At 75.2% G+C, this 22518-nt stretch carries 27 protein-coding genes; 8 read left to right on the top strand and 19 right to left on the bottom strand.

All coding sequences use genetic code 11. The annotated features are described in order from the left end of the window. Positions 1–77: 77 nt before the first annotated feature. Positions 78–1724: a chaperonin GroEL gene (groL, locus tag DQ239_RS03440; RefSeq protein WP_113832869.1), complete on the bottom strand. Its 1647-nt coding sequence runs from the start codon at positions 1722–1724 to the stop codon at positions 78–80. A gap of 132 nt (positions 1725–1856) precedes the next feature. Further along, positions 1857–2165, bottom strand: coding sequence for a co-chaperone GroES (gene groES, locus DQ239_RS03445; protein WP_113811350.1), 309 nt, complete (start codon positions 2163–2165; stop codon positions 1857–1859). Between the two features lie 202 nt (positions 2166–2367). Between groES and DQ239_RS03450 the strand changes: the two genes are divergently transcribed. Together DQ239_RS03450 and DQ239_RS03455 are read left to right on the top strand one after the other, a co-directional pair. Continuing rightward, positions 2368–3615 (top strand): methyltransferase domain-containing protein, encoded by a 1248-nt coding sequence (locus DQ239_RS03450; protein ID WP_199582567.1) that lies wholly within the window; start codon positions 2368–2370, stop codon positions 3613–3615. Between the two features lie 74 nt (positions 3616–3689). Continuing rightward, positions 3690–4733: an L-dopachrome tautomerase-related protein gene (locus DQ239_RS03455; protein WP_113832870.1), complete on the top strand. Its 1044-nt coding sequence runs from the start codon at positions 3690–3692 to the stop codon at positions 4731–4733. A gap of 15 nt (positions 4734–4748) precedes the next feature. On the opposite strand, the gene DQ239_RS03460 is transcribed toward DQ239_RS03455, so the two are convergent. Beyond that, entirely contained in the window at positions 4749–5195 is a 447-nt protein-coding gene (locus DQ239_RS03460; protein ID WP_113833292.1) for an AAA family ATPase, read from the bottom strand. A 90-nt stretch (positions 5196–5285) separates the two neighbouring features. Here DQ239_RS03460 and DQ239_RS03465 point away from each other — a divergent pair, with 90 nt between their 5' ends. Further along, complete coding sequence (locus tag DQ239_RS03465) at positions 5286–5786, top strand: hypothetical protein (RefSeq protein WP_199582573.1); 501 nt, start codon at positions 5286–5288, stop codon at positions 5784–5786. Here DQ239_RS03465 and DQ239_RS03470 read toward each other — a convergent pair. Genes DQ239_RS03470 through DQ239_RS03490 form a run of 5 tightly spaced genes read right to left on the bottom strand, consistent with a single transcriptional unit; the run spans position 5776 to position 8872 of the window. After that, the gene (locus tag DQ239_RS03470) at positions 5776–6312 is read right to left on the bottom strand and encodes a GNAT family N-acetyltransferase (RefSeq protein WP_233488699.1); all 537 of its coding nucleotides are present in this window, start codon (positions 6310–6312) and stop codon (positions 5776–5778) included. The two genes, DQ239_RS03465 and DQ239_RS03470, sit on opposite strands and share 11 nt — an antisense overlap. 1 nt (position 6313) lies before the next feature. Then, positions 6314–7348 carry a tRNA (adenosine(37)-N6)-threonylcarbamoyltransferase complex transferase subunit TsaD gene (gene tsaD, locus DQ239_RS03475; RefSeq protein WP_113832872.1) on the bottom strand — a complete coding sequence of 345 codons (1035 nt, stop codon included), beginning with the start codon at positions 7346–7348 and terminating at the stop codon, positions 6314–6316. Next, complete coding sequence (rimI, locus tag DQ239_RS03480) at positions 7345–7782, bottom strand: ribosomal protein S18-alanine N-acetyltransferase (RefSeq protein ID WP_233488701.1); 438 nt, start codon at positions 7780–7782, stop codon at positions 7345–7347. The genes tsaD and rimI overlap by 4 nt, the downstream gene beginning before the upstream one ends. Before the next feature lie 2 nt (positions 7783–7784). After that, positions 7785–8417: a tRNA (adenosine(37)-N6)-threonylcarbamoyltransferase complex dimerization subunit type 1 TsaB gene (tsaB, locus tag DQ239_RS03485; protein ID WP_113832873.1), complete on the bottom strand. Its 633-nt coding sequence runs from the start codon at positions 8415–8417 to the stop codon at positions 7785–7787. An 11-nt stretch (positions 8418–8428) separates the two neighbouring features. Continuing rightward, on the bottom strand, positions 8429–8872 hold the full coding sequence (locus DQ239_RS03490) for an NUDIX domain-containing protein (RefSeq protein ID WP_199582576.1): 444 nt from the start codon (positions 8870–8872) through the stop codon (positions 8429–8431). A gap of 126 nt (positions 8873–8998) precedes the next feature. On the opposite strand from DQ239_RS03490, the gene DQ239_RS03495 reads away from it, so the two are divergent. Beyond that, the gene (locus DQ239_RS03495; RefSeq protein ID WP_233488703.1) at positions 8999–9409 is read left to right on the top strand and encodes a GtrA family protein; all 411 of its coding nucleotides are present in this window, start codon (positions 8999–9001) and stop codon (positions 9407–9409) included. 70 nt (positions 9410–9479) lie between these two features. Then, positions 9480–10043 (top strand): hypothetical protein, encoded by a 564-nt coding sequence (locus DQ239_RS03500; RefSeq protein ID WP_147251988.1) that lies wholly within the window; start codon positions 9480–9482, stop codon positions 10041–10043. A 12-nt stretch (positions 10044–10055) separates the two neighbouring features. Here the strand turns inward: DQ239_RS03500 and tsaE are convergent, their stop codons facing one another. The 11 genes from tsaE to DQ239_RS03555 form a co-directional block, all read right to left on the bottom strand. Beyond that, entirely contained in the window at positions 10056–10502 is a 447-nt protein-coding gene (gene tsaE / locus DQ239_RS03505; RefSeq protein WP_199582592.1) for a tRNA (adenosine(37)-N6)-threonylcarbamoyltransferase complex ATPase subunit type 1 TsaE, read from the bottom strand. Then, positions 10499–11134: a uracil-DNA glycosylase gene (locus tag DQ239_RS03510; protein WP_113832876.1), complete on the bottom strand. Its 636-nt coding sequence runs from the start codon at positions 11132–11134 to the stop codon at positions 10499–10501. The genes tsaE and DQ239_RS03510 overlap by 4 nt, the downstream gene beginning before the upstream one ends. A gap of 2 nt (positions 11135–11136) precedes the next feature. Further along, a complete protein-coding gene (locus DQ239_RS03515) occupies positions 11137–12297 on the bottom strand; it encodes an alpha/beta hydrolase (RefSeq protein ID WP_113832877.1) in 1161 nt (386 codons plus the stop codon). Then, on the bottom strand, positions 12297–13439 hold the full coding sequence (alr, locus tag DQ239_RS03520) for an alanine racemase (protein WP_113832878.1): 1143 nt from the start codon (positions 13437–13439) through the stop codon (positions 12297–12299). Before alr ends, DQ239_RS03515 begins: the two co-directional genes overlap by 1 nt. Further along, positions 13436–14920 (bottom strand): NAD(P)H-hydrate dehydratase, encoded by a 1485-nt coding sequence (locus DQ239_RS03525; RefSeq protein ID WP_113832879.1) that lies wholly within the window; start codon positions 14918–14920, stop codon positions 13436–13438. Before DQ239_RS03525 ends, alr begins: the two co-directional genes overlap by 4 nt. Then, the gene (locus DQ239_RS03530) at positions 14917–15306 is read right to left on the bottom strand and encodes a holo-ACP synthase (protein WP_113832880.1); all 390 of its coding nucleotides are present in this window, start codon (positions 15304–15306) and stop codon (positions 14917–14919) included. The genes DQ239_RS03525 and DQ239_RS03530 overlap by 4 nt, the downstream gene beginning before the upstream one ends. Positions 15307–15433: 127 nt before the next feature. After that, on the bottom strand, positions 15434–17311 hold the full coding sequence (gene glmS / locus DQ239_RS03535; protein ID WP_113832881.1) for a glutamine--fructose-6-phosphate transaminase (isomerizing): 1878 nt from the start codon (positions 17309–17311) through the stop codon (positions 15434–15436). Between the two features lie 84 nt (positions 17312–17395). Then, the gene (glmM, locus tag DQ239_RS03540; protein WP_113832882.1) at positions 17396–18739 is read right to left on the bottom strand and encodes a phosphoglucosamine mutase; all 1344 of its coding nucleotides are present in this window, start codon (positions 18737–18739) and stop codon (positions 17396–17398) included. 8 nt (positions 18740–18747) lie between these two features. After that, on the bottom strand, positions 18748–19167 hold the full coding sequence (rpsI, locus tag DQ239_RS03545; protein WP_113832883.1) for a 30S ribosomal protein S9: 420 nt from the start codon (positions 19165–19167) through the stop codon (positions 18748–18750). Continuing rightward, entirely contained in the window at positions 19164–19607 is a 444-nt protein-coding gene (gene rplM, locus DQ239_RS03550) for a 50S ribosomal protein L13 (protein WP_113832884.1), read from the bottom strand. Before rplM ends, rpsI begins: the two co-directional genes overlap by 4 nt. Before the next feature lie 163 nt (positions 19608–19770). Next, positions 19771–20271, bottom strand: coding sequence for a carbonic anhydrase (locus tag DQ239_RS03555; protein ID WP_199582595.1), 501 nt, complete (start codon positions 20269–20271; stop codon positions 19771–19773). An 83-nt stretch (positions 20272–20354) separates the two neighbouring features. On the opposite strand from DQ239_RS03555, the gene glp reads away from it, so the two are divergent. The 3 genes from glp to DQ239_RS03570 are packed head-to-tail and all read left to right on the top strand — an operon-like array spanning position 20355 to position 22518. Further along, positions 20355–21557: a gephyrin-like molybdotransferase Glp gene (glp, locus tag DQ239_RS03560; protein WP_113832885.1), complete on the top strand. Its 1203-nt coding sequence runs from the start codon at positions 20355–20357 to the stop codon at positions 21555–21557. Next, the gene (gene moaC / locus DQ239_RS03565) at positions 21554–22027 is read left to right on the top strand and encodes a cyclic pyranopterin monophosphate synthase MoaC (RefSeq protein WP_113832886.1); all 474 of its coding nucleotides are present in this window, start codon (positions 21554–21556) and stop codon (positions 22025–22027) included. Before glp ends, moaC begins: the two co-directional genes overlap by 4 nt. Beyond that, a complete protein-coding gene (locus tag DQ239_RS03570; RefSeq protein ID WP_113833299.1) occupies positions 22024–22518 on the top strand; it encodes a MogA/MoaB family molybdenum cofactor biosynthesis protein in 495 nt (164 codons plus the stop codon). Before moaC ends, DQ239_RS03570 begins: the two co-directional genes overlap by 4 nt.

A 22518-nucleotide genomic window follows, 5' to 3' on the forward strand; every position in this document is an offset into this window, starting at 1 on the left:
CGCAGCGCGTCCTCCCTCACCGTGCGCGATGAGGGAGGACGCACCGGGATCAGGTCACCTGATCCCAGCGGCCTCGTTCAGTGCGCGTGGCCGTGGCCGTGGCCCCCGTGCCCGTGGGTGTGGAACCCGGGACCGTCGGGGTCGTCCTCCTTCTCCGGCGCCTCGACGACGGCGGAGTCGGTGGTGAGGATCATCGCCGCGATCGAGACGGCGTTCTCCAGGGCGGCCTTGGTGACCTTGACCGGGTCGATGACGCCCTCGGCGGCGAGGTCGCCATACTCCCCGGTCGCGGCGTTGAAGCCCTGACCCTTGCCGGCGTCGCGGATCTTGCTGACCACGACCCGGCCCTCGAAGCCGGCGTTCTCCGCGATCTGCACCGCGGGGGCGTCCAGGGCGGTGCGGACGGCGCGGGCGCCGGTCAGCTCGTCGCCCTGCAGGTCGAGGGCGTCGATCGCCTCCGCCGCGTGCACCAGCGCCGAACCGCCGCCGGGGATGACCCCCTCCTCGACCGCCGCGCGGGTGGCCGCGATGGCGTCCTCGATGCGGTGCTTGCGCTCCTTGAGCTCCACCTCGGTGGCCGCGCCGACGCGGATGACGCCGATGCCGCCGGCCAGCTTCGCGAGGCGCTCCTGGAGCTTCTCGCGGTCCCAGTCGGAGTCGGTGGCCTCGATCTCGCGGCGGATCTGCGCGACGCGGTCGGCGATGGCGTCGGAGGGCCCGCCGCCGTCGACGATCGTGGTCGTGTCCTTGGTGACGGTGACCCGGCGCGCGGTGCCGAGCACCTCGAGCCCGACGGACTCCAGCGACAGGCCGACGTCCTCGCTGACGACCTGGCCACCGGTGACGACGGCGAGGTCGGTCATGAACGCCGTGCGACGGTCGCCGAAGTACGGCGACTTCACCGCGACGACCTTGATGGTCTTGCGGATGGAGTTGACGACGAGGGTGGACAGCGCCTCGCCCTCGACGTCCTCGGCGACGATCAGCAGCGGCCGGGCGCCGGAGCCGAGCACCTTCTCCAGCAGCGGGAGCAGGGTGGCCAGGGCGCTGATCTTGCCGCTGACCAGCAGCACCAGGGCGTCGTCGAGGACGGCCTCCATGGCCTCCTGGTCGGTGACGAAGTACGGCGAGAGGTAGCCCTTGTCGAACTGCACGCCCTCGGTCACGTCGAGGTCGGTCTCGAGGGTGTTGCTCTCCTCGACGGTGATGACGCCGTCGTTGCCGACCCGCTCCATGGCCTCGCCGATGAGCTCACCGACGCCTGCGTCCTGGGCGGAGATGGTGGCGACGCCGGAGATGGCGGCGCGGTCCTCGACCGGGGTGGCGGCGGCGTCCAGCGCGGCGTGCACCGCGTCGAGGGCGGCGCGCATGCCGCGGCCCAGCGCCATCGGGTTGGCGCCGGCGGCGACGTTGCGCATGCCCTCGTGGACCAGCGCCTGCGCGAGCACCGTGGCGGTGGTGGTGCCGTCACCGGCGACGTCGTTGGTCTTGGTGGCCACGTTCTTGGCCAGCTGGGCGCCGAGGTTCTCGTAGGGGTCCTCGAGGTCGACCTCGCGGGCGATCGTCACGCCGTCGTTGGTGATCGTGGGCGCGCCGAACTTCTTGTCGAGGACGACGTTGCGGCCGCGCGGGCCGATCGTCACGCGGACGGCGTCGGCGAGCTTGTCGACGCCGCGCTCGAGCGAGCGGCGGGCGTCCTCGTTGAACTTGATGATCTTGGCCATGCCGGAACCTCTCGTAGAGGGAGTGCGGGGGTGGGTCGGGCGCGGCAGGCCCGACGCAGACCGCCCCGGGACCCGGTGTCTCGGGTCGCCGGGGCGGTCGGTGAGCTACGTGGTGGAACTAGTGACCTGCGGTCACTTCTCCACGACGGCGAGCAGGTCGCGGGCGGAGAGGACGAGGTAGTCCTGGCCCGAGTACTTGACCTCGGTGCCGCCGTACTTCGAGTAGATGACCACGTCGCCCACGTTCACGTCGAGCGGGACGCGGTTGCCGTTGTCGTCGATGCGGCCGGGGCCGACGGCGACGACGGTGCCCTCCTGGGGCTTCTCCTTGGCGGTGTCCGGGATGACCAGACCGGAGGCGGTGGTGGTCTCGGCCTCGTTGGCCTGGACCACCACGCGGTCCTCCAGCGGCTTGATGCTGACCTTGGTCGCGGTCGTCACGTCGGTGACGCCCCCTTCGGTGGTAGGACGGCGATGGGCAGGTGGTGCTGATGCTGTGGCACGGGATCCGGGCACCCGCCGTCGCGGGGGTCGGGCGCCAGCCCGTGTCGGTTGGCACTCTACCTACGAGAGTGCCAGCCGCTCAACCCGGTCCGGCGCGGGTGGTCGCCGGACGCAGCGGGCCGTGCGCCACGCTGTGCCCGTGGACCCGGACACCGACGCGCAGGCCGCCGAGACGGTGCGCCAGCTCCGCGCGCTGGCCACGCCCGAGGGTGCCGCGGCGCTGGCCGGCGCGGGCCGGCTGCTCGACGCCGGCGCCGACCCAGTGGCGGGGCTGACCCGGCTGCGGGCCGAGGTGGGCGCCGACCTGGCGGGGCCCGCGTGGGGCATCGCCCGGCAGCGGCGGAAGGCGCGGCCGGTGTTCGGCCCGGACGCCGACCGGATGCTGTTCACCTCCGACGCCCTCGAGCAGGCCGGGCGCCCCGAACTGGCCGCGCGGCGGGCGGCCCGGCTGCTGGCCGGCGGGGCGGACTCGGTGGCCGACCTCGGCTGCGCGGCCGGCACCGACACCATCGCGCTGGCCCGCGCCGGCGCCCGTGTCCTGGCCGTGGACCTCGACCCGGTCGCCCGCGAGCTGACCGCGGCCAACGTCGAGGCGCTCGGCCTCGCCGACGACGTGTGGGTGGTCGCAGGCGACGCCGCCGAACTGGTCGCGGCGGCCCGCGGCGGCGAGGTGGCCGGCTGCGGCGCCGCCGTCCTGGATCCGGCCCGCCGCGCCGGCGGACGCCGGCAGCTCGACCCCGACCGCTGGTCACCCCCGTGGTCGACCGTGGCGATGCTCCTCGAGAAGGTGCCCACGTCGGTGGTCAAGGTGGCGCCCGGCCTCGACCACGAGCGCGTGCCCACCGGCATCGAGGCGGAGTGGGTGTCGGCCGGCGGCTCCGTCGTCGAGGCGCTGCTCTGGGGGCCGGCGGTCGCGGCCACCTGGCGGCGGGCGACCCTCGTGCGCGACGGCGCCGTGCACGAGCTGACGGCGGACGCCGACCCGGGGCACGCACCGGTCGGCCCGGTCCGCGGATGGCTGCACGAGCCCGACCCGGCGCTCATCCGCTCGGGCCTGATGTCGCTGGTCGCCGCAGATCTCGGCGCGACGCTGGTCGACCCGACCATCGCCTACCTGAGCTCCGACGCCGTCGCCGGCTCCCCGTGGGTGAGCTCGTACCGGGTGGACGAGGTGCTGCCGTTCTCCCTCAAGAAGCTCAAGGCGCTGCTGCGGGCGCGCGGGGTGGGCCGGGTCGTGGTGAAGAAGCGCGGCTCCCCCATCGAGCCCGAGGCGCTCGCCCGTCAGCTGCGCGGCCCGGGCAGCGGGACCGCGACCGTCGTCGTCACCCGGGTCGCCGGTGCCCCGACGGTCCTGGTCTGCGACGTGCGGGGCGGTCACTCTTCCTGAGGCGGCGGCGGGCCGCCATCATGGACGGTGCGGTGAGCACTGCCGCGGCTGCGTCCGATCCCCCGGGGAAGCCGATGACCAGCGAACCGCCGCCCCCGACGGCCGAGCCGGAACTCCGGCCGGTCCTCTCCTCCGACCTCCACACGAACGGCGTGGCCACCACGGCCGGCGGCCGGATGTTCCTCCCGGTCCAGCCCCGGCCCGGCTCCGACGACCCGCAGGTCGTCGAGGTGCGCGACGGGACGCCGGTGCCCTTCCCCGACGCGGCCTGGAACTCCGGCGGCGACCCGGCGCGCTCGTTCGTCGCCGTCAACGCGGTCCGACTCGATCCCGAGGGTCGGTTGTGGATCGTCGACCGCGGCGCACCACAGGTCGGGGCCGAGCAGGTGCCCGGCGGCGCCAAGCTGGTGGTGGTCGACCTCGCCGGCGACCGGGTGGTCCGGGTCGTCGACCTGTCGACGGCGGTCCGCGAGCGCAGCTTCGTCGACGACGTCCGCTTCAACGGGCGCATGGCCTACCTGACCGACGCCGGAACGCACCCGGCGCTGATCGTGCTGGACCTGGAGACGGGAGCGACCCGGCGCCTCCTGGAGGACCACCCGTCGGTCGTGTCGCAGAAGCCGCTGCGCGCCGAGGGCCGCGAGCTGCGGGACCCGGACGGGCAGCCGGTGGTGATCAACGCCGATCAGCTGGAGGTCTCCCCCGACGGCCAGTGGTTCTACTACCAGCCGTGCTGCGGCGGGATGTCCCGGATCCGGACGCACTACCTCGACGACCCGACCCTCGACCCGAGCGACGTCGAGCGGCACGTCGAGCCGTTCGCGGACACCCCGTCGACCGGCGGCACCGCGATGGACGCCGACGGGACCCTCTACCTCAGCGACACCGACCGCAGCGCCGTCCTGACCATCTCGCCCGACGGCGAGATGCAGACGCTCGTGGACGATCCGCGGCTGCTGTGGGTCGACGCGATGTGGATCGACGACGACGGGCAGCTGCTGATGCCGGCGGTCCAGCTCAACCGGATGCCGGACATGAACGGTGGCGAGAGCGCGGTCGATCCGCCGCTCACCGTCTGGGGCGCGCCGCTCGGCCTGCGTCCGGACCGGCGGCACTGAGCACCGCACCCGGCGTCAGCGGCCGGTGAGGAGTTCCTCCAGCACATCGGCCAGTTCGGCCACCGGCCGTCGTCCGTCGAGCTCCAGGCCGGCACCCCGGCGCAGGAGCGGCTCGACCTCGTTCAGGTAGCGGGCGATCTCGGCCTGCTGCTCGACCGATCTGCCATAGGGGTTGTCCTGCCGGGTGCGCACCCGCTCCAGCAGCACGTCGAGCGGCGCGCTCAGGAGGACGACGTGCTCGAAGCGGTCGTAGAAGGAGCCCTGGTTGTCCACCGTCCCGGAGACGACCACCTCGGGACGGGTGGCCAGCAGCCGGTCCATGCGCCGTTCGTCCCACGTGCCGTCGGGGAGGACCCACCCGCCGTGGTCGGTGTCCACCGTCAGGTGACCCCGGCGCTCCAGCTCGGTCAGGAGCGTCGTCTTCCCGGCGCCTGACATCCCCGTCACCAGCACCCGCGCCATCGCGAGCACCGTAGTCACCCGGCGCTGCCGAGCTCAGCACCGGACGACGTCGCACGTCGTCGCCCCCGAGCGGTCTGGCACCCTCGTCGCGTGAGCCTTCGCCGACGGGACCGCCCGACGGCGGATCCCGGGTCGATGCGCCGGGTCGTCGTCCTGGGCCGGGGTGGAGCGGGGAAGTCGGAGTTCGCCCGGCGCCTCGGCGCCCGCGCCGGCCTGCCGGTGGTCGAGCTGGACCGGGAGTACTGGCAGGACAGACTGCGCCCGCGGTCCCGGACGGGGTGGTCGGCGGTGCAGGCACCCCTGGCCGCGGCCGAGGAGTGGATCCTGGACGGCGACCTCGGGCCGTACGACGTCCTGGACGTGCGGCTGCGGCGGGCGGACACGGTGGTGCTGCTCGACTACTCGCTGCCGCGCTGTGCCTGGCGGGCCGCCCGGCGCGGGCGCGAGCGCGCCGACTTCTGGCGCTGGGTGGTGGCCTACCGGCGGCGCTACCGCCCGGCGATCCTCGCGGCGGTCGCCCGGGTGGCCCCCGGCGCGACGCTGCACGTGCTGCGCGGTCCGCGGGCGGCGGAGCGGTTCCTCAGCCGCTGAGAGCCGGCGCGAGGTCCCGGCGCATGCAGACCCGGGGCCAGCGGTCCAGGCCGTGCGCCGCCTCGCGGGCCCGGATCGCCCGCAGGCCCGGCGTCCACTCGTCCTCGGCCAGCACGCGGAACCCGCACCGGCGGTAGTAGGGCGCGTTCCACGGCACGTCTCCGAAGGTGGTCAGCGTCAGCGCGTCGCGGCCGGTCGCGACGGCGTGGCCGGCGGCGTGCTCGAGCAGCGCCCGCCCCACTCCCCTCCGGGCGGCCCGCGGGTGCACCGACACCTGCTCGACGTGCAGCGCGCCGTCCACCGGCTCGGCGAGGAGGTAGCCCACCGGCCGGTCGCCGTCGTCGACCGCCGCCCAGGCCAGGCCGGCCCGCCGGTACCGGTCGAGCTCGGCGACCGGCAGCGGCTCGTCCCCGGCGATCTCCGGCATCCCGACGTCGGCGAAGGCCCGCCCCGCGGCCAGCTCGATCTCCTGCGCCGCCGTCAGCTCGTCCGGCCCGAGGAGGCGGATCGCCGGCGGCGGGAGCACGTCAGCGGCTGACGACGTCGATGGGCAGCGCGCTGTCGGCGCCCAGGTCCGGTGCCGACGGCGCGACGCCGGCGGCCACCAGGCGGGAGCCCAGCGCGGCCACCATCGCGCCGTTGTCGGTGCACAGCTTGGGGCTGGGCACCCGGAGCACGATGCCGGCCGCGGCGCACCGCTCCTCGGCCAGCGCACGCAGCCGCAAGTTGGCCGCGACTCCCCCGCCGAGCACCAGGTGGTCGACGCCGTGGTCGCGGCAGGCCCGGACGGCCTTGGCGGTGAGCACGTCGGCGACCGCCTCCTGGAAGGACGCCGCGACGTCGGCCAGGGGCACCGGCTCCCCCGCCCGCTGCCGGGCCTCCACCCACCGGGCGACGGCGGTCTTGAGGCCGGAGAAGGAGAAGTCGTAGGCCGGGTCGCGGGGGCCGGTGAGCCCGCGGGGGAACGCGATCGCCGACGGGTCGCCCTCGCGCGCGGCCTTGTCGATCGGCGGGCCGCCGGGAAAGGGCAGCCCGAGCACGCGGGCGACCTTGTCGAACGCCTCGCCCGCGGCGTCGTCGATGGTGCGGCCCAGCGGCTGGACGTCCTGGGCGAGGTCGGGCACCAGCAGCAGCGAGCTGTGCCCGCCGGAGACGAGCATCGCGATGGACGGCTCGGCCAGCCGGCCGTGCTGCAGCTCGTCGACGGCGACGTGCGCGGCCAGGTGGTTCACGCCGTAGAGCGGCTTGTCCAGCGCCAGCGCGTAGGCCTTGGCCGCGGCGACACCCACCAGCAGCGCACCGGTCAGGCCCGGGCCGCTCGTGACCGCGACCGCGTCGATGTCCGAGGCGGCGATGCCGGCATCGGCCAGCGCGCGGTGCACCGTCGGAACCATCGCCTCCAGGTGCGCCCGCGAGGCGATCTCGGGCACCACGCCACCGAAGCGCTCGTGCTCGGCCATCGACGTCGCCAGCGCGTCGGCCAGCAGCGTGTGCCCGCGGACGATGCCGACCCCGGTCTCGTCGCAGGAGGTCTCGAACCCCAGCACCAGCGGCTCGCTCATGGCTTCTCCCTCCGCATCACGACGGCGTCCGTGCCGCTCGGCTGGTAGTAGCCGCGGCGGCGGCCGATCTCGGCGAAGCCGCGGCGGCGGTACAGCTCCTGCGCGTGCTCGTTGTCGGCCCGCACCTCCAGCAGCACCACCGGGCTGCGCCGGTCGGCCTCGGCGAGCAGCGCGTCCAGCAGCAGGGCGCCGGTGCCCTCCCCCTGCCGCGATGCGGTGACGCCGATCGTGGCGACGTGCGCCTCGTCGTCGTAGGCGATCAGCCCGGCATAGCCGACGACGGTGCCGTCGTCCTCGGCGACCAGGTAGTGGCGGGTGTCGGTGAGCGCCAGCTCCTCGCGGTACATCGCGAGGGTCCACGTGTCCGGCGCGAAGAGCTCCTCCTCGAGCTCCATGACCCGGCCCAGGTCGGCCCGCTGCATCGGCCGCAGCACGATCACTGCGTCACGGCCTTGATCGCCGTCGGCGGCACGGCGTCCGGGCGGCGCAGGTACAGCGGCACCAGGGGCGCGGCGGACGACGGGTCCGCGAGCTGCGCGGCCGCGGCGCGCAGCAGCCCCGCCGTCGTGACCTCGGCCCGCTCGACGGCCGCGCCGAGCCGCTCGGCGAACGCCGGGTCGCCCACGAACGGCCCGGGACGCCGGAGCTCCTCGGGGCGCACGACGGCCGGCCCCTCGACGCGGGCACCGGCGGCGTCGTAGGCGGCCCAGTAGACCTCCTTGCGGCGGGCGTCGGTGACCACCGTGCGCGCACCGGAACCGACGGCGTCCAGCGAGCAGACGCCCACCACCGGGAGGCCCCGGGCGTCGGCCAGCCCGGCCGCGGTCACGATGCCGACGCGCAGCCCGGTGAACGGACCGGGGCCGAGCCCGGTGACCACCGCCTCGACGTCGGCCAGCGCGGCACCGGCGTCGTCCAGCGCCGCCCGGATCGCCGGGGTGAGCAGCTCGGCGTGCTTGGTGCCCGACGGCACGGCTTGCTCGGCCAGCACCTCGGCGCCGTCGGGCGACCACCGGGCCACGCCCGCGACGAGGGTCGGGGTGGCCGTGTCGAGCACGAGGACGAGCACGAGAGGCCAGGTTAGTCGGCGTCCGCCCCGGACCCGACCAGCCGCTCGACGAGGTCGGCATAGGACGGGTGCGCCAGGCGCAGCGAGCGCACCTCCGTCGCAGAGATCCAGCGCAGCTCGTCGTGCTCCTCCGGCTCGACGTTGCGCGGCTCTCCCCGCCAGGCCCGCACGACGTGGACGGTCAGCGAGAGGTCGCCGTCCCGGACGCTCAGCACCGGCTCGTCGTCCACCTCCGTCGCCTCGACGCCTATCTCCTCGCGTAGCTCGCGGAGCAGGGCGGCGCGCTCGTCCTCGCCCGGCTCGACGTGCCCCCCGACGACGTCCCACACGTCGGGGTACCAGCGGCGGGAGGGCGATCGGTGCCCCAGCAGCACCCGGCCGTCCTGCACGAGCACGCCTGCGACGACGTGGTGCACGGTCACCCGCCCGGCTGGCGCACCACCGCCGTCGGTCACGGAAGGCACGGTAGCCGGAACACCTGCTGCGAGGTCACCGGAGCGGCCGGGCAGAATGCCCGGGACCGGCGAGGGGCCGGAGCTGGGGCGGTGCGTCCTGGCGCGGCTCAGCGGGAGGATGTGGTCGTGGTCCAGGACGACCCCGCAGCGGCCCGGCCGGGGCTGCTGGGCCAGCTCCTGCGGTTCGCGGTCGTCGGCGGGTTCAGCGCCGTCGTCGACCTGACCGTCTACTCCCTCGGCCTGCACTTCGGGCTGTCCACCTACGTCGCGAGGGCACTGAGCTTCATCGCCGGCACCACCACCGCGTACGCGCTCAACCGGCGCTGGGCGTTCCAAGTGGAGGGCGGGGCCCGCCGGGCGGGCGGCTTCGCCCTGCTCTACGGGACGACGTTCTTCCTGATCCTCGGCGTCAATGCGCTCGCCCTGGTCGTCCTGCCGGATTCGTCGTGGAAGATCACGCTCGCCTGGGCGATCTCCCAGGGGCTGGGCACGGCGTGGAACTTCGTGATGCTCCGCCTGGTCGTCTTCCGGCACTGAGCGGCCTCCTCGGGCGCCGCCGGAACGTAACCAGCGGGAACACTGCGGTCCGCTCGGTCGTCGGGTGGGCATGAGGCTGCTGGCCAGAACCGCGCTCGGAGCCGTCGTCCTGACCGGCCTCGTCGCCTGCGGCGGCGGCGACCGGTGGAGCCCGCCGGTCGAGCGCGCCGACCGGTCGAGTCCTCCGATCGAGCGTGCCGACCGGTCGCGCCCTCCGGTCGAGCTCACGGCGGGTGACGGCTGCGGCGATGCGTTCTTCTGGGCGGCCACGGCGTCGGGCGACGTCGCCGTGACGATCTCGATCGACGCAAGAGGCCGATCCCCCGTGGACGCGTTGGCCCAGGAGTTCGTCCTCCCGGACGCGGCCGTCTCGGTGGAGGTGCTGGCGGGCCGGGGCATGCAGCAGAACTTCTGCACCGACGCCATCAACGGGGCCGCCGAGCCTCGGCAGCGTCAGGAGGCCGTCGCTGGCGAGGGCACCATCCGCCTGGACCCGGTGCCACCGGGCCTAGACCCGACGGGCTGCGGATCGGTGTCGGGCGAGCTGGAGCTGACCGGCCTCCAGGCGGCGGACGGCACCACGTTCGCTCTGATCCAGGTGCGCTCCGACTCGATCGGCTGTTACTCCGGCTGACCGGCGCGAAGCTCAGCCGATGCGGTGCGCCCAGCCGGGGCCGTGCGGCACGAGCACGGCGGTGCGGACGTCGTCGTCGCGACGGTCCAGCCGCACCTCGAGGTGCTCGTCGGTCAGCTGCTCGACCAGCCCCTGCCCCCACTCGACGACGGTCACCGAGTCCGCGACGGTGACGTCGAGGTCCAGGTCGTCGACGTCGGCGGCACCGCCCAGCCGGTAGGCGTCCACGTGCACCAGGGGCAGCCGCCCGCCGGTGTGCACGCGCGCGATGACGAAGGTCGGCGACGTGACCGGCTCGGTGACGCCCAGCCCCCGGCCCAGCCCGCGGGTCAGCGCGGTCTTCCCGGCGCCCAGGGGGCCGACCAGGATCACCAGGTCACCGGGGACGACGACGTCGGCGAGCGCCGCGCCCAGCTGCTCGGTGTCCTCCACGGTGGGCAGCAGGTGCTCGGCCTTCACGACGTCCTCTCCAGCGTTGCGGCGACGGCGGTCAGATCGGCCAGCAGACCGGCCCGCGGCGCGCCCTTCGGGCCGAACCTGATCGCCGCCGACGGGTGGTAGGTGGCCCAGACCGCCCGCCCGTCCACCTCGTGCGGCCGGCCGCGGACGGCGGCGAGCACGGTGCGGGGGCCGAGGAACCACTTCGCCGACGAGAGCCCCAGCGCGACCACGACCGGCGCGCCGAGGAGCTCGAGCTGGCGGCGCAGCCAGCCGCTGCAGCGCGCCACCTCCGGCGCCTGCGGCGTCCGGTTGCCCGGCGGGCGGCACTTCACGACGTTGAGCACCGCCGCCCGGTCGCGGTCCAGCCCCGCCTCGGTAAGCAGCTGGTCGAGCAGCTGCCCGGACCTCCCGACGAACGGCCGTCCCGTCTCGTCCTCGGTGGCCCCTGGCGCCTCACCGACCAGCACCAGCCGCGGCCGGCCGGACGCGGGCACGTCGCCGACGACGACGTGCTGCCGGGTGGCCGCCAGCTCCGGACAAGCGACGCAGCCGCGGGCAGCGGTGGCCAGCGCGCTCCAGTCCGTTGCGGCGGCCGCGGCGCGGGCCACCTCCTCGGCGGGCGCGTCGAAGCGCGGTGGGCGCGGGGCCACGGTCAGCGCCCCACCGGCTGCGCGGCCGCGACCCGGCGGAGCAGGCCGGTGAGCGCCTCGTCGACGACGTCCGGCCGCTCCAGCAGCACCATGTGCCCGGCGCCCGGCACGACGACGAACTCCGAGTCGGGCAGCCGCTGCACGATGAGCTCGCTGTGCTCCTTGGGGATCATCCGGTCCGCGTCGCCGGTCAGGACGAGCGTCGGGATGCGACGCAGCGGCTCCAGCGACCCGGTCTCGTCCAGCCCGGCCAGCGCCGGGTAGAACTCCGCGATCACGTCGACCGGCGTCCCGGCGATCATGGCGTCGACGTAGTGCACCAGCGCCGGGTCGACGTCGGCGGAGGCGAACGACAGCGCCCGGGTGACCACCGAGATGAGGTCGGCGGCTGCCCGCCGGGTGCCCTCGGCGATGGCCGGCCGGCGGCGCATCGTCCAGGCCGCGATCGGCAGCACCGCGGCCCGCACGCGGGTGAGGAACTCCGGCAGCCCGAAGTTCAGGTCGGCCAGGTTGCCGCTGGAGGTCGAGATGAGGGCGGCTCCGACCACCCGGGTGCCGAACAGGTCGGGTCGGTGCGCGGCCAACCCCATGACGGTCATCCCGCCCATGGAGTGGCCCACGAGCACGATCGGGCCGCGCGGCACCCGCGCCTCCAGCACCGCGGCCAGGTCGCGCGCCAGCTGCTCGATCGTCGAGTGCTCGCTGGGCCCGCGTCCCGAGCCGCCGTGCCCCCGCTGGTCGTAGAAGACCAGCCGGGCCTCGGGCCGGTGCCCGTTGGCGGTCGCGAGCTGCGCCCCCAGCGTCCGGCGCTGGAAGGCCCACGAGCCCATCGACAGCGTGTACCCGTGCACGAAGACGACCGTCAGGGGCGCGTCCAGCGGCCCGACCTCCTCCACGTTCAGGAGCACGCCGTCGTCGGCCCGGACTGAGGCCGTGCGGTCCGCCCGCCGCGCGTCGGGGCCGAGCGGGTCGTTGGCCCGCAGCTCGGCGTCGGGCACGGCGGCGAGGTCGGCCGGCCGGGGCCCACCGATGTCCAGCCGGCGCCGGGCGATGCGAGTGAGCGCCACCCCGGCGGCCGTGCCGGCGGCGGCGAGCCCGACCAGGGCGCCGACGACGCCGACGGTGTGCGCGCTGGAGTGCGGGAGCTGCGGTGCGCGGCCCATCAGACCGAACCGCGCGTGCCGACGTAGCGGCGGGTGAAGCGCCCACCGACCCGGGTGACCAGCTCGTAGTGGATGGTGTCCGCGGCATCGGCCCACTGCTGCGCCGTCGGCTCGCCGTCATCGCCGGGGCCCCACAGCACGACGTCGTCCCCCGCGGCTATCGCGTCGTCCCCGAGGTCGAGCACGAACTGGTCCATGCAGACCCGGCCGGCGATCCGCCGCTGCGCCCCCGCCGCCCACACCGGCGCCCGGTTGCCCACCGCGCGGGGGACGCCGTCGGCGTAGCCGACCGGCACGAGCGCCAGCGTCGTCTCCCGGTCGGTCGTGTAGGTGTGACCGTAGGAGACGCCGGAGCCGGCCGGCACCCGCTTGGTGTGGGCCACCTGGGCCCGCACGGTCATCGCCGGGCGCAGGCCGTACCGGCGGGGGTCGCCGCCCAGCGGGTCCAGCCCGTACAGGGCGACGCCGGGGCGCACCATGTCGAACCAGGTGTCCGGCAGCGCGATCGTCGCCGCCGAGTTCGCGAGGTGCCGCCGGGCGTCGGTCAGCCCCGCGTCCCGCGCGACGGCGACGGCCTCCTCGAAGACCCGCACCTGCGCGCCGATCGTCGGGTGCGTGGGCGCGTCGGCGTAGGCCAGGTGGCTCCACAGCCCGACCACGGCGACGTCGCCGTCGGCCTCGGCACGCGCCGCCGCGTCGACCAGCGCGGGCCAGAGGTCGGGGGTCGCGCCCTCGCGGGAGAGCCCGGTGTCGGCGGCCAGGTGCACGCGGGCGGGCCGGTCCGCGGCGCGCGCGGCGGCGACCACCTCGTCCAGGCCCCAGCCGGCGTTGACCGACAGCTCGACGTCGGCGGCCACTGCCGCGGCGACGTCGGTGCCCGGGCCGTTCAGCCAGGCGAGCACCGGCGCGGTGACGCCGGCCGCCCGCAGGGCGAGCGCCTCGTCGACGATGGCGACGCCGAGGGCGTCCGCCCCGCCGGCCAGGACGGCGCGGGCCGCGGGCACCAGGCCGTGCCCGTAGCCGTCGGCCTTCACCACGGCCATGAGCGGGCGGCCGACCCGTTCGCGCAGCACGGCGGTGTTCGCGGCGATCGCGTCGAGGTCGACGACCACCTCGGCGCGGCCGGCTCCAGGTGTGCTCACGCGCCCGAGTCTCCCAGGACGGCCGGCCCGAGCCCGCGGACCCGCCCGACCGCCTCGGGGAGGCGCCGGACGAGGTCCCCGGCGAGCAGCGGCCCGCGCTGCGCGGCGAGCCGGCCGGTGCGGCCGTGCAGGTGCGCGGCGACCGCGGCGGCCTCGACCGCGGGCAGGCCGGTGGTGGGGCCGGTGGCGAGCAGCGCGCCGGCGATCCCGCTGAGGACGTCGCCGGTGCCCGCGGTGGCCAGGTCGGCCGTCCCGGTGCCGTTCACGAACGTCGTCCCGTCCGGATCGGCGACGACGGTGGCGTCGCCCTTGAGCAGGACGACGGCGCCCAGCTCCGCGGCCAGCCGCCGGGCCGCGCCGATCCGGTCACCGCCGACGTCGCTGCCGAAGCGGGCGAACTCGCGGTCGTGCGGGGTGAGCACCGTGGGTGCGCTGCGTCCCTGGACGAGGCCGGGCTCGCGGGCCAGCAGCGTGAGGGCGTCGGCGTCGACCAGCACCGGGACGTCCGTGGCCAGCACCTCGGCCAGCACGGCGCGCGCGGCGTCGTCGGTGCCGCCGCCCGGCCCGACGACCCACGCCTGCACCCGCCCGGCGTCGCCCGGCCCGCCGTCGGTGACGATCGCCTCCGGCCAGGCCGCGCGCACGCCGTCGGCCGCCCCGCCGGCGTAGCGGACCAGACCCGGCCGGGTGCGCAGCGCGGCGCCGGTGCACAGCACGCCGGCGCCCGGGTAGGCGGCCGAGCCGGCGAGCACGCCGACGACGCCCTGGGAGTACTTGTCGTCGCCCGCGGACGGCGGCGCGAGGCGGGCGGCGACGTCGGCGTCGGTGAGCTGCCAGGCGGTCGCGGGTGGCAGGTGCGCGTCCAGCCCGATGTCGATCAGGTGCACCTTCCCGGCGTGGCCCCGGCCCTCCCCCACGACCAGGCCGCGCTTCACCGCCCCGAAGGTCACCGTGTGCATGGCCGGGAACGCGACGCCGTCGACCTCGCCGGTGGAGGCGTCGATGCCGCTGGGGACGTCGACGGCGACGGTGATGCCGGCTCCCTCCGCGGCCGCCTCGGCGAGCGCGGCTGCGTCCGCGCGCAGGCCACCGCGGCCGCCGATGCCGAGCATCCCGTCCAGCACGAGGTCGGCCCGCCCGACGAGCGCCCCGACCCCCGGATCCCCGGCGGTCAGGGCGCGCCCGCCGGACCGGCGCAGGGCGGTCAGACCCGCGGCGTGCGTCCGGTCGGGAGCCAGCAGGACGGCGGTCACGCGGGCGCCGCGGCCGGCCAGGCGCGCCCCGGCGAACAGCGCGTCGCCGCCGTTGTTGCCGCTGCCCGCGAGGAGCACGACGCGACGGCCGTAGACCGTGCCGAGCAGTCGGCCGCCGACCGTCGCCAGCCCCGCGGCTGCGCGCTGCATCAGGGTGCCCTGGGGCGTCGCGGCCAGCAGCGGCTCCTCGGCGGCCCGCACCTCCGCGGCGGCGTACAGCCCGATCATCCGGCGTCCCCACGGAGCACGCCCTCGGCGACGACCACCGCCGAGGCGATCCCGCCGTCGTGGCTGAGCGACACGTGCCAGCTGCTGACGCCGAGCTGCGCGGCCCGGCCGGCGACGCTGCCCCGGACGTCGAGGTGCGGCCGGCCGTGGTCGCCGACGATGACCTCGGCGTCGTGCCACCGCAGGTCGCCGGGCGCGCCGAGGGCCTTGGCGATCGCCTCCTTGGCAGCGAACCGCGCGGCCAGGGACTCGGCGGTGCGCGCCGTCCCCGAGGGCGTGAGCTGCTCGGCGGCGGTGAACAGCCGGTCCCGCAGCCCGGGCGTGCGGGCGAGGGACGCGGCGAACCGCTCCACCGGCACGACGTCGATCCCGATCCCGATGATCACCCGGTCAGTCTCCCGCGACGTCCGGTCGGGCGCCCACCGCCGTCCTCCCTCACCGCAGCGCGTCCTCCCTCACCGTGCGCCGTGAGGGAGGACGCGCTGGGATCAGGTGACCTGATCCCAGCCGCGATTACTCCACGGTGACGGACTTGGCCAGGTTGCGCGGCTGGTCGACGTCGTAGCCGCGGGTGTCGGCGATCTCGCAGGCCAGCACCTGCAGCGGGACCGTGGTGACGACCGGCGCCAGCAGCGTCGGGGTGCGGGGCACCCGGATGAGGTGGTCGGCGTAGGGCACGACGTCCTGGTCACCGTCCTCCGCGATCACGATGGTGCGCGCACCGCGGGCCCGGACCTCCTGGATGTTGGAGACGACCTTGCCGTGCACCGACTCGCGGCTGCGCGGCGAGGGCACGATCACCACGACCGGCGTCCCCTGGTCGATGACCGCGATGGGCCCGTGCTTGAGCTCACCGGCGGCGAAGCCCTCGGCGTGGATGTAGGCCAGCTCCTTGAGCTTGAGCGCACCCTCCAGCGCGACCGGGAAGCCGACGTGCCGGCCCAGGAACAGGACGGTGCCCGCGTCGGCGAGCGAGCGGCCGAGCGCGCGGACCTCGTCCATGCTCTCCAGCACCCGCGCGACGGCGTCCGGCAGCTTGCGCAGGTCGTCGACGATGGCGGCGATCTCGTCCTCGAACTTCATGCCGCGCACCTGGGCGAGGAAGAGCCCCACCAGGTAGCAGGCGACGATCTGGCTGAGGAACGCCTTGGTCGAGGCGACCGCGATCTCGGGGCCCGCGTGCGTGTAGAGGACGGCGTCGGACTCGCGCGGGATCGTGGAGCCGTTGGCGTTGCAGATGGCCAGGACGCGGGCCTTCTGCTCCTTGGCGTGCCGCAGCGCCATCAGGGTGTCCATGGTCTCGCCCGACTGGCTGATGACGATGACCAGCGTCGAGCGGTCCAGTACCGGGTCGCGGTAGCGGAACTCGCTGGCCACCTCGACCTCGACCGGGATACGGGTCCAGTGCTCGATGGCGTACTTGGCGATCAGCCCGGCGTGGTACGAGGTGCCGCAGGAGACGACGAAGATCTTGTCGATGTCGCGGAGCTCCTGGTCGGACAGCCGCACCTCGTCGAGCACCAGGTTGCCGTGCTCGCCCAGGCGGCCCAGCAGCGTGTCGGCGATGGCCTGCGGCTGCTCGGCGATCTCCTTGAGCATGAACCAGTCGTAGCCGCCCTTCTCGGCGGCGGCGGCGTCCCAATCGACGGTGTAGGCGGTGGGCTCGACGGCGGCACCGGCGAAGTCGGTCACGGTCACGCCCCGGTCGCGGTCGATCTCGACGACCTGGTCCTGGCCGAGCTCGAGGGCGTTGCGGGTGTGGCCGATGAACGCGGCGACGTCGGAGCCCAGGAAGTACTCGGGGGTGCCGTCGGCCGTCTCGCCGATGCCGACCACCAGCGGGCTGCTGCGCCGCGCGGCGACCAGCGTGCCCGGCTCGGCGGCGTGAGTGGCCACGAGGGTGAAGGCGCCCTCGAGGCGCCGGCACACCGCCCGCATCGCCTCGGCCAGCCGGCCCTCGCCCTCGGGCGCCTCGGCGTACGCGGCGGCCAGCAGGTGCCCGGCCACCTCGGTGTCGGTCTCCGAGGTGAACTCGATGCCGGCGCGCTCGCACTCGGCGCGCAGCACGGCGAAGTTCTCGATGATCCCGTTGTGGACGACGGCGACGCGGCCGTCGGCGGAGACGTGCGGGTGCGCGTTGCGGTCGGTGGGGCCGCCGTGGGTCGCCCACCGGGTGTGCCCGATCGCGGTGGTGGCCGCGGGCAGCGGCCGCTCGGCCAGGACCTTCTCCAGGTTGGCGAGCTTGCCGGCCTTCTTCGCCGTCGTCAGCTCACCGTCGGCCAGCACCGCGATCCCGGCGGAGTCGTACCCCCGGTACTCGAGCCGGCGCAGGCCCTCCAGGACGACGTCCCGGGCATCCTGCGGGCCGACGTATCCCACGATTCCGCACATTTGCACGAGGGTACCGGCGGTTGCCGCCCGATCGGGGCATTCGCGGTCGGTCCACCCCGCACGGGGCAGCCGGCGGCGTGGGGCTCAGCCGACGCCGGCGACGACGTCCGCGAGCCGGCCGGCGACGGCGTCGGCCTGCTCCTGCGTCGGGGCCTCGACCATCACCCGGACCAGCTGCTCGGTCCCCGAGGGGCGCAGCAGCACCCGGCCGGTGTCGCCGAGCTCGTCCTCGACCGCACGGACGGCCTCGGCGACCTCCGCGCTGCCCGCCACCGCGGTCCGGTCGACGACCGGCACGTTGATGAGGATCTGCGGCAGCTTCTGCACCACCGCGGCCAGCTCCGCCAGCGAGGCGCCGGTCGCCGCCATGCGCGCCATGAGCGCGAGGCCGGTGAGCAGCCCGTCGCCGGTGGTGGCGTGGTCGAGGAAGACAAGGTGGCCGCTCTGCTCGCCGCCGAGGCTCAGGTTCCCCGCCCGCAGCGCCTCGAGCACGTAGCGGTCGCCGACGGCGGTGGTCTGCACCGCGATGCCGGCGTCGCGCATCGCGTGGTGGAAGCCGAGGTTGCTCATGACGGTGGCCACGACCGTGTCGTCGGTGAGCGCGCCGCGCTCGTGCATCGCCAGCGCGCACACGGCGAGGATCTCGTCGCCGTCGACGACGTCACCGGCCGCGGTGACGGCCAGGCAGCGGTCGGCGTCCCCGTCGTGGGCGAGGCCGAGGTCGGCGCCCTGGGCCCGGACCGCCCCGATCAGCGGCTCCAGGTGGGTCGAGCCGATCCCGTCGTTGATGTTCCAGCCGTCCGGGGCGCACCCGATGGCGTGCACGGTGGCGCCGGCGCGGCGGTACACCTCGGGGGCGACGTCGGCCGCGGCGCCGTGCGCGCCGTCGACGACGACGGACAGCCCGCGCAGCGGCTGGTCGACCGCGGCCAGCAGGTGGGCCTCGTAGTCGGCGACCGCGCCGGTGAGCGCGCGCACGCGGCCGATGCCGGCCCCGGTGGGCCGGTGGCCGGTGGCGTGCCCGTCGGCCAGGGACTCCTCGATCGCCACCTCGACGGCGTCGGGCAGCTTGTGCCCACCCCGGCTGAACAGCTTGATGCCGTTGTCGGGCATGGGGTTGTGGCTGGCCGAGATCATCACGCCGAGGTCGGCGCCGGTCGACCCGGTGAGGTGGGCCAGGGCCGGGGTGGGGACCACACCGGCGAGGAGGACCTCGGCCCCGGCGCTCGACAGCCCGGCCACGACGGCGGCCTCGAGCATCTCCCCGCTCGCCCGGGGATCACGGCCGACGACCGCGACGGGACGCGAGGTCCCGTCGCGGTCGGCGAGCACTCCGGCGGCGGCGCGCGCCACGGAGAGGGCCAGCTCCGGCGTGAGGTCGGAGTTGGCCCTCCCGCGGACGCCGTCGGTACCGAACAGGCGACCCAAGGGAGGGGTCAGCGCTTGGAGTACTGGGGCGCCTTGCGGGCCTTCTTGAGCCCGTACTTCTTGCGCTCCTTGACCCGGGGGTCACGGGTGAGGAAGCCGGCCTTCTTGAGGGCCGGACGGTCCTCGGCCTCGACCTCGATCAGCGCGCGGGCGATCGCCAGGCGCAGCGCGCCGGCCTGCCCGGTGACGCCGCCACCCTTGAGCAGCGCGATGACGTCGTACTGCTCGGCCTTCTCCAGGGTCACGAACGGCTCGCGGACGAGCTGCTGGTGCACCTTGTTCGGGAAGTACTGCTCGAGCGTGCGGCCGTTGAGGGAGAACTGGCCGGAGCCGGGCACGAGGCGCACCCGGACGATGGCCTCCTTGCGGCGACCGACGGTCTGGATCGGACGCCCGTCGGCGTCGGTCACGGTCAGAGCGCTGGTCACTGGGCCACCTGCTTGATCTCGTAGTTCTGGGGCTGCTGCGCAGCGTGGGGGTGCTCGGGGCCCGCGTAGACCTTGAGCTTCTTGATCATCTGACGGCCCAGGCTGTTGTGCGGCAGCATGCCCTTGACGGCGCGCTCGATGACGCGGTCGGGGTGCGTGCGCAGCTGGTCGCCGACGTTGATGGTCTTCAGACCACCGGGGTGGCCGGAGTGGCGGTAGGCCCGCTTGTCGTCCCGCTTGCTGCCCGTCAGGGCGACCTTCCCGGCGTTGACGATGACGACGAAGTCACCGACGTCGACGTGCGGGGCGTACTGCGGCTTGTGCTTGCCGCGCAGGAGCTGCGCGGTCTGGCTGGCCAGTCGGCCGAGCACCACGTCGGTGGCGTCGATGACGAGCCAGGCCCGGTCGATCTCTCCGGGCTTGGGGGTGTACGTGCGCACGGCGCTCGTGTCCTCCGTCGTTGTCGGGAAGGCTGGTCGGATCGCCCCACCGAGTACGGGAGACGGAGCTGCACGCGCGGCACCAGCCGGCACACGCGCCAACCGAGCACGATACCAGCCGCCGCGCTGCCGCTTCCCGGCCCGCTGCGGACCCCTCCCGCCCTCAGGAGGCGGCGGGTTCCTCGACTTCGCGCAGCCGGCCCGTGTCGACGTCGTAGACCGTGCCCCGGACCTCGTGGGAGAGCAGGTAGGGGCTCTCCCGGATCAGCCGCATGGACTCGCGCACGTCCTGGTCGACGTCGGTGAAGGCGCGGGCCGCCCACGGCGGACGCCGGCCGGTGGCCTTCTCGACGGCGTCGGCGAAGGAGATGTCGTCGGTGGACTGGAGCCCGCACTGGGTGTGGTGCACCAGCACGATCTCCCGGGTGCCCAGGGCGTGCTGGCTGATGGTGAGCGACCGGATGATGTCCTCGGTCACCACGCCGCCGGCGTTGCGGATGACGTGGGCGTCGCCGATCTCGAGCCCGAGCACGCCGAACAGCGGGATGCGGGCGTCCATGCAGGCCACGACGGCCACCTGCCGGGCCGGTCGCACCGGCTTGCTGCCCGGGAACTGCTCCGCCCACCGCTGGTTCGCCTCGAGCATCCGGTCGATCTCGGCCACACGTCCTCCTCGCCCTGTCGGTCGCAGGCAGGTTAGCCGGGCCGCCACGACCCCGCCGCCGCGCCATCGGCCAGGATGGGTCCGTGCGGACGGTCGAGGAACACCAGGCGGCGGTCTCCGCCCTGCTCCCGCTGCTGCCCGAGGAGTCGGTGCCGCTGGCCGCGGCCCACGGCCGGGTGCTCGCCCGCGACGTCCCCGCCGCGGTCGCGCTGCCCGGCTTCGACAACTCGGCGATGGACGGCTACGCCGCGCGCTGGGCCGAGGTGGGCGGTGCCGCGCAGCGACCGGTCCGGCTGCCGGTGGCCGAGGACATCCCGGCCGGACGCGGCGACGTCGTCCCGCTCGCGCCGGGCACGGTGCACCGGATCATGACCGGGGCCCCGCTGCCCCCGGGCGCCGACGTCGTCGTCCCCGTCGAGCTCACCGACGGCGGGACCGACCTGGTGAAGATCCGCGACTCCCCCGCCGCCGGCACCCACCTGCGGCGCGCGGGCGAGGACATCGCCGCCGGCGAGGTCGCCCTGCCGGCGGGCTCGCCGCTGGGCGCCGCCCAGCTGGGCCTGGCCGCGGCGGTCGGGCTGACCGAGCTGCCGGTCCGCCGCCGCCCCCGGGTGCTGGTCCTGTCGACCGGCAGCGAGCTGGTGGCCCCGGGCGAGCCGCTGGCTCCCGGTCAGATCTACGAGTCCAACTCGCTGCTGCTCGCCGCGGCCGTCGAGGAGGCCGGCGGCCTGCCGCGCCGGCTGCACTTCGTGCCCGACGACGTCGACCAGTTCCTGACCACCGTGCGCGCCCAGCTGGCGACGGCAGACCTGCTGATCACCAGCGGCGGCGTCAGCGCCGGCGCCTACGAGGTGGTCAAGGACGCGTTCCGCGGGCTGGGCACCGTCGAGTTCGGCAAGGTCGCGATGCAGCCGGGCGGACCGCAGGGCGCGGGCACCGTCGACGGCGTCCCGGTGGTCACGCTGCCAGGCAACCCGGTGAGCTCCTTCGTCTCCTTCGAGGTGTTCGTGCGGCCGGCGCTGCGCCGTGCCCTGGGGCACGCCTCCCCGGACCGGTTGCGCGTCCCGGCCCGGCTCACCGGGCCGCTGCGCTCGCCCGCGGGCCGCCGGCAGTTCCTGCGGGGGTACGTCGAGGGCGGCGAGGTGTCGCAGGTCGGCGGGCCGGGCTCGCACCTGGTCGCCCACCTGGCCCGCGCGAACTGTCTGGTCGTCGTCCCGGAGGACGTCACCGAGCTGGCTGCCGGCGCCGAGGTCGACGTCGTGCTGATCGAGGGAGCGTTGCGATGACCGGGCCCAGGTTGACCCACGTCGACGAGACCGGCGCCGCGCGCATGGTCGACGTCAGCGCGAAGGCGGTGACCGCGCGGGAGGCGACCGCCGCTGGCCGGGTGCTCGTCAGCCCCGAGGTGGTCGCCCTGCTGCGCGGCACGGGCGTGCCCAAGGGGGACGCCGTGGCGGTGGCGCGGATCGCGGGCATCGCCGGGGCCAAGCGGACCCCGGACCTCGTGCCGCTGTGCCACCCGATCGCGCTGCACGGGGTGACCGTCGACCTCGAGGTGGCCGACGACGCCGTCGAGATCACCGCGACGGCGCGCACGGCCGACCGCACCGGGGTGGAGATGGAGGCGCTGACCGCGGTCACCGTCGCCGGCCTGACGATGATCGACATGGTCAAGGCGGTCGATCCGCGGGCCTCGATCACCGACGTCCGGCTGCTCCGGAAGTCCGGCGGCAAGAAGGGTGAGTGGACCCGGTGAGCGAGCTCCCGGCCGGGGCCCGCGCCCTGGTGGTCACCGCCTCCAACCGCGCCGCGGCCGGCGTCTACGAGGACCGCAGCGGGCAGGCGCTGGCCGCCGGGCTGGCCGGGCTCGGGTTCGGCGTGGAGGGTCCCAAGGTCCTGCCCGACGACGCCGTCGAGATCGAGGACGTGCTGCGCGCGGCGGTGGACGCCGGCCTCGATGTCGTCCTCACCACCGGCGGCACCGGCCTCTCCCCGACCGACGTCACGCCGGAGGCCACCCGCCGCGTGCTGGAGCGCGAGGCCCCCGGCATCGCCGAGGCGGTCCGCCGCTACGGGGCCGAGCACGGCGTGCCGACGGCCGTGCTCTCCCGCGGCCTGGCCGGCACCGCCGGGCGCACCCTGATCGTCAACCTGCCCGGCTCGACCGGCGGGGTGACGGACGGCCTGGCGGTGCTGGGCCCCCTGCTCCCCCACGTGGTCAGCCAGCTCCGCGGCGGCGACCACTGA

The organism is Blastococcus sp. TF02-09, assembly GCF_003319105.1.
In the GTDB taxonomy this organism is placed as follows: domain Bacteria; phylum Actinomycetota; class Actinomycetes; order Mycobacteriales; family Geodermatophilaceae; genus Blastococcus.